Raw genomic sequence first — 6,000 nt, forward strand, 5'->3', positions numbered from 1 at the left:
AGGCGAGAAAATCTTGTCGATAACAGCGCTATTGCTTCATGCTAGCACCAAGATACCTGCATATACTCTATAATGACGCATGCGACGCCGTTTGCACTTGAGGTGTTCGTCTCATTATCTATGTAGGTAGGGCAAAAATAATGCTATTTGGTTTTTCTAAATAAGAAGTTTCGAACGCAGTTAGGATCAGATTTACGCCTTCAAATGGTGCAAGTATTAAGGCTAATTGGCATGGTAACTAGCAACTGTGTAGTGTGCCCCACTAGCCTTTATTTCTTACCATTTTATCTACGGTTACGGCAACAGAGTTATAAGTGGTTTCAAATGTTTCAGTAACCACAAAGCCAACACTTTTATACACTTCTTTAGCAACACAGTTTGAAGCGACAACGTATAGACTTGCTTCTTGCGAAGTAAGAGAAAGTAAGTACTTCAGTAAGTCTTTGCCAATTCCTTTTCCTCGATGATCCGGATGTACAAATAGTGCCCTGATTTCTGTATGACAGATAGCGCAAAATGCTGCTATCGACCCCAGTTCATAAACAAATATTTGAGATTCGAATAGCTGCTCATTCCGTGGTATATCTTCTGACAACGGTAGTAAAGTAAACTCAGCAGCTTCCTGTGCCAGCTCATCTAATTTGGATAGATTGTAAATCTCTTCTATCGACTGAAAGTCGTCTTCTGTATATGTCCTTATCGTCAATGTTCACTCCTAGTGGCTAAGTACATGATATGTAGCAGAGTCGCAGGCTAGATAAGAATTTGCAAGCTAGAATATAACCTACACTTGAGGCTTTATTACTTACTTTCAGCATTTCACCAAAAAACTTTATACTAAACAGATAGGTATGAGCACTAAATACTTTATTAAGCGTTAGGTCTGAACTTTTTTGTCATGCCTTGACTCGCGGGGGAAACCAACTTGTAACCGAGTTTCTTATAAAACTCAGGTTCATCAGCGATCATCGATACGTAAGAGCCTTCTAACACAACGGACGATAAATAGTCATCTATATATTCCATGACTTTACGACCAAGCCCTTGACCTTGATAGGCAGGATCAACCGCAACATCTACAACCTCGAAGTTACAAGCGCCATCCCCTACCACTCGCCCCATGGCAATTAAGTTATCGTGATCTCGCACAGTAATAATGTAGAGACTATTTGGCAATGCGATTTCTGCTGCTTTTATAGACTTGGGAGAAAGACCTGCTTTTATTCGCATTTCACAAAATTCGTGTGGACTGGGAGCTTGAGATTGATACGTTATTGTCATTATTTTCACCTTTGTTATTCTCAATGGTAAGCTTATACAACAAAACTGTATAAATAAACAGGTATTTACACGTTTTAAATTTCAGCCAATAAGTCACAGTAAATAAATTTGCTCTTTATTTTTAGCATTCACTCGAACTGCTTTAACCACCCTTTTAGTAATTCATTCAATAATACTCGCTGTTCGGGCTCCAATTCCTGTACTAATTGAGCTTGTAGCGCGATATGCGGCTCAATCAGCTTTTCAATCAAGCTTAGTCCTTCAGCTGTCAACTCAACAGTCACACTGCGGCGATCTTCCTTACAATGTTCTCGTTTAATCAGTCCTTTTGCCGCCAGCTTATCTAAGCGATTAGTCATAGCGCCAGAGGTCAGTAGCATGGTTTTAAATAACTCTGATGGAGTTAAGCGAAAAGGCTCGCCACTGCGACGTAGGGTAGCTAGTACATCAAATTCACCTAGGTTTAAACCGTATCGCTTGTGTAGTTTTTCTACTTCGGCTTCCATATGTTTAGCGATGCGCACCAAGCGACCCATTATCGCCATTGGTGTTGTCTCTAAGTGTGGTTTTTCACGAGCCCACTGCTCTTGTACTCTGTCAATTGCGTCCATCAATAATTGCCTCAACAACAAACTTTGTAAATAAATATCTTAACATAAAGATACTTTACAAAAAGTGTTTTTAGTAATACCTTAGCGAGAAGTATCTCAATATAAAGATAATTAACGTGAATATACTTCTCGCAATGATCCCTGCATTTTTATGGGGAACTACGTATGCGGTAACACAATACACACTTGCAGACTGGCCTCCTCTCTTACTGGGTGCTATTAGGGCACTTCCCGCTGGACTGATTTTGTTGGCTATAAAGCCCAGTACACCAAAAAAAGAAGACTGGCCGATACTGTTCGGTCTCGGTGCAATTAATATCGCCATTTTCTTTGGCATGATCTTTATAATGGCGCTAACACTCCCATCAGCCATATCTAGTGTTGGCATGGTATCTGTCCCCGTGTTCGCTATGTTTTATCATTGGCTTGTTCACAAGCAGCGGCCGGGGTTAGCACAAGGGTTATGCGGGGCTGCACTCATCTTTCTGGCTTGGTTGCTTTTTGATCCAAGCTCTCTTAGCTTAAACCCGCTTGGCTTAGGGGCAATGCTTGCAGCAATAACCTGTATTGTGATTGGCAGCGCCATTACTAAATCTCTTGGCGGCCGTATGCATTGGTGGACTGTGCTAACTTGGCAATTGATTATTGGTGGCACGATGCTAACACTTGCCGCTGCGTTTCAAGGTATTATCGCTCCAACTAGCTATATTGCAGCTTTTGATAGCTTTTCTGTGGTCAATTTCGTCGGTATTGTGTGGGTAGTCGTACTTAATACGGCACTTGGCTACAGCTTGTATGTATGGGCTTTGCAACGAATGTCGGTAGTAGAGTTTGCTTTTGGTGGTATTGCCAACCCGCTCGCTGGCATTTTAACGGGTATGATACTGCTGGGTGAAGCGTTCTCGCTATTTCAATATATGTTAATGTTCGGCATGATCATGATGCCTCTTCTTCCTGCATTGCTAACTGCAAGGGTACGAGGCAAAGCATTAACCGCAAGCTAGCAAACCATCACTGTGTTTGAGCAATAATGGCTCAAACACTTACCACTGAAGGTGCCATGTTGTAAACAAGGTTAAAGCCATAGGCGATACACGTATAGCGCCTCGTCACCACTCGTTTTTGTCTGATCCGTGACAGAACCAATAAGCTGGCCTCCCGCTTTTGTAATGATCCGTTGGCTGGCGGTATTAGAGGCTAAACACTGAAACTCTATCGACTTAATATCTGATACTGCACGTAGCTTGGCTATCACCTGTGTCAACACTTGACCAATAATGCCATGACCGCGCGCGTGCGCTCCAAGCCAATATCCGACCTCTGCATTTTGCGCTTTAGGGTCAACATATTTTATGCCAAAGACGCCACAAAACTGTTGCTTGAACTCAATTGCCGACCACAGTCCACCCACCGAATTATTTATTCTCGTTTCAATATACCGTCTAGCATCAGATTCTACTTGAATATCGTTTACCCATGGCAGTACAGCCTCTAAGCTCGTGCGACTGTCTTGCACACAGCAAAAGAGCATTTTTGCATGCTCAACAGATAAACTCTGAAGCTTTATATCCGAGCTAATATCCAACTCCACCTTGGTGTGCTCCAATTGTTCCCATTTTATGTAAAACTTAATTGATCGCTAGATAATTTACAATATCTGAATTTGTAAAATAGAAGTGTCACTTTTTTATATTCAGCTATTTTGTAATACAGGTAAATTGATAGTAAAACAGCTCCCAACTCCTTCTTCACTCTGCACGGTGAGTTTTCCCCCATGCTCTTTGATGATGTCATAACTTACTGATAGCCCCAGCCCAGTGCCTTTGCCAATTGGCTTAGTCGTAAAGAATGGATCAAATATTTTATCGATACTTTGTGGTGAAATTCCCACACCATTGTCTTGTATTCGAATGATAACTTGGTCATTCTCCATACTTGTCGAAATACTCACTTCCCCATGTCCATCAAGTGCTTGAGAAGCATTAATCAATAAATTGGTTAGTACTTGTATCAGCTTGCCCATGTTTGCCTGTACAGGGGGGAGCTGACTCAGTTTAGTCGACACATTAGCCTGATATTTTAACTCACTCGCGACCAAATTTAAGGTCGTTTTTATGCAAGCGTTCACATCACATGGCTGTAAATCTAGACTATCTGCACGCGAAAATTGTTTGAGATCTTTGACAATTGTTGACACTCGCTGTAAGCCCGACTCAGTCTCTTCAATTAGTGCTTTGCTGTCGCTGTTTAGAAATTCAAAATCCTTGCGGTCAATAAACTCCGCCATGTTTTGCACTGAACCTGTATTTTTCGCCTCCATTGCATGCTCTGCAAGTGTCACATAGTCACTATGGTAGCCCTTCATTACATCCATATTGCTGGTAACAAAGCCAAGTGGATTATTAATTTCATGAGCTACCCCTGCGGCTAACACTCCGATAGATGCCATTTTCTCTGAATGTATAAGTTGTTGCTGAGCTGTTTCTAATTCTTGGTTTATTTTTTCAAGCTGTTGGTTTTTGTGGTGCAGCTTTTGCGTTCTTTGCGCAACTAAACGTTCTAAATCTTTGTTTAATTGTATCAGTTCACGCTGATACTGTTGGCGCTGCTGGTGTTCTTCGGTTAGTGTGTGGTAGAGTTCGTCAAAGGCAGCAGATAACTCTTGTAATTCATCCCGGCTTTGAATTGGTTGCCATTTGAAATCAAATACTTCATCTTTTACGCTTTTAGTTATCTTTTTCGCCTGGCTTTTTAGTCGATATAAATTGGTAGTCAAGTACACTCCCAATATATATGAAAAAATAGCAACCAGTGCCATCTCAAATAATGCAATCGAAATTGTCCAACGCTTTACTTCCGACATGGCACGGTTAATCGCGCCGATATCGATTCCGATATGTATCGTCGCAAAATGTGTCCCACCTTCCGTAATGCTGGTATGCACATCAAAAATGCCGTCACTTACTTCCTCAACCAAGCTATCAGGCTCAGATAAACGCGTTTTAAACTCACTAGAGCCAGCATAAGATAATAGATTTGATTTAACATCAACAACTTTGACATAAAGAATGTCAGGATTAGTAAGTAACTCGGCTGTAAAAGCATCTAATGTGGCCAAATCATAGGAGAGCACGGCATCTTTAGTCGCGCTGGCAAATAATCTAGAAGTGGTGGTTGCCCGCTTATTCATTGCATCGTTTGCAGACACCATCATAAAGTCAATAACAACGAGTATTAATGCACTGAGCAGTACCGCTTCAATTATCGCAGTACCTATCATTGTTTTTAGCCTCAGCGAGTACCTCATATATTATTCTTTCCCTACTAATATATCTATATTAAGCGCTTCAACATCCTGCCAATGTGCATTGGATGCGGGCATGATGGCTGTAAAGTTAACGGCCGCAAGTAGTGCTCGCCCTCGTTCACTGTTTGCCAGTGACGTAAGTGCATGCGTGAGCCTAGCTTTGGCTTCTTGCGGCATATCTTGTTTTACCGCAAACGCATGGGGAGTGTAACCTGGTGTAGTCCACAAAATATCCAGTTGAGATTTTATCTCAGGGTCGGTATTTTCTAATGTTCGGATCACGCCACCTCCGGCTTTAACAAAGCCTCTGGCGACATTAAGATACACGGAGTCATGAGACGAAACATAACGAGGGGTAAAACTAATCCCCTGTTTCATCAACTCACTCCTTGGCAAAATACTCGCCGCAAATGCCGCTGGCGCAGGGAAAGCTAGAACGTGGTCATGTAACTGTGACAAGGTATTAATACCTGAGCCTTTCTTCACCACGATAATCCCTTTTATTTGTTTGTTTTTTTGTCTCGCTATAGCCTCATACCCCGCTTGTTTGTTAAACACGATAAAATGATATGGATTCATATAAGCGACATCATACTCTTGATTTAGCAACCGAGATTCAAAAGTGGGAATATCTTTTGCCGTTTTGAAGATGTACTTATCACCGGTTTTGTCGTTAATATAATTTAAAACGGGCTGCCAGTTTTTAACTAGCTTATTTGCTGACTGCTGAGGTACAAATGCAAAAGTATACTCGGCTGATAAAGCCGATAACGAAAAAAGCAATCCTATAATTAGAAAAAA

Annotated in this window: 7 protein-coding genes; 1 reads left to right on the plus strand and 6 read right to left on the minus strand. The window is 41.5% G+C overall.

Annotated elements, in window-relative coordinates:
* Window positions 1-262: 262 nt before the first annotated feature.
* The 3 genes from D9603_RS04115 to D9603_RS04125 form a co-directional block, all read right to left on the minus strand.
* Window positions 263-706, minus strand: coding sequence for a GNAT family N-acetyltransferase (locus D9603_RS04115; protein ID WP_125254107.1), 444 nt, complete (start codon window positions 704-706; stop codon window positions 263-265).
* Window positions 707-870: 164 nt separating this feature from the next.
* Entirely contained in the window at window positions 871-1,281 is a 411-nt protein-coding gene (locus D9603_RS04120; protein WP_125254106.1) for a GNAT family N-acetyltransferase, read from the minus strand.
* Window positions 1,282-1,409: 128 nt separating this feature from the next.
* Window positions 1,410-1,892 (minus strand): MarR family transcriptional regulator, encoded by a 483-nt coding sequence (locus tag D9603_RS04125; RefSeq protein WP_125254105.1) that lies wholly within the window; start codon window positions 1,890-1,892, stop codon window positions 1,410-1,412.
* A gap of 116 nt (window positions 1,893-2,008) precedes the next feature.
* On the opposite strand from D9603_RS04125, the gene D9603_RS04130 reads away from it, so the two are divergent.
* The gene (locus D9603_RS04130; RefSeq protein WP_176033591.1) at window positions 2,009-2,896 is read left to right on the plus strand and encodes an EamA family transporter; all 888 of its coding nucleotides are present in this window, start codon (window positions 2,009-2,011) and stop codon (window positions 2,894-2,896) included.
* A gap of 71 nt (window positions 2,897-2,967) precedes the next feature.
* On the opposite strand, the gene D9603_RS04135 is transcribed toward D9603_RS04130, so the two are convergent.
* The 3 genes from D9603_RS04135 to D9603_RS04145 form a co-directional block, all read right to left on the minus strand.
* Complete coding sequence (locus D9603_RS04135) at window positions 2,968-3,498, minus strand: GNAT family N-acetyltransferase (protein ID WP_241651576.1); 531 nt, start codon at window positions 3,496-3,498, stop codon at window positions 2,968-2,970.
* An 87-nt stretch (window positions 3,499-3,585) separates the two neighbouring features.
* The gene (locus tag D9603_RS04140) at window positions 3,586-5,199 is read right to left on the minus strand and encodes an ATP-binding protein (RefSeq protein ID WP_241651577.1); all 1,614 of its coding nucleotides are present in this window, start codon (window positions 5,197-5,199) and stop codon (window positions 3,586-3,588) included.
* 3 nt (window positions 5,200-5,202) lie between these two features.
* Entirely contained in the window at window positions 5,203-5,991 is a 789-nt protein-coding gene (locus D9603_RS04145) for a phosphate/phosphite/phosphonate ABC transporter substrate-binding protein (RefSeq protein ID WP_128730341.1), read from the minus strand.
* Window positions 5,992-6,000: the final 9 nt, after the last annotated feature.

The organism is Pseudoalteromonas sp. PS5, assembly GCF_004103255.1.
GTDB classification, from domain to species: domain Bacteria; phylum Pseudomonadota; class Gammaproteobacteria; order Enterobacterales; family Alteromonadaceae; genus Pseudoalteromonas; species Pseudoalteromonas peptidolytica.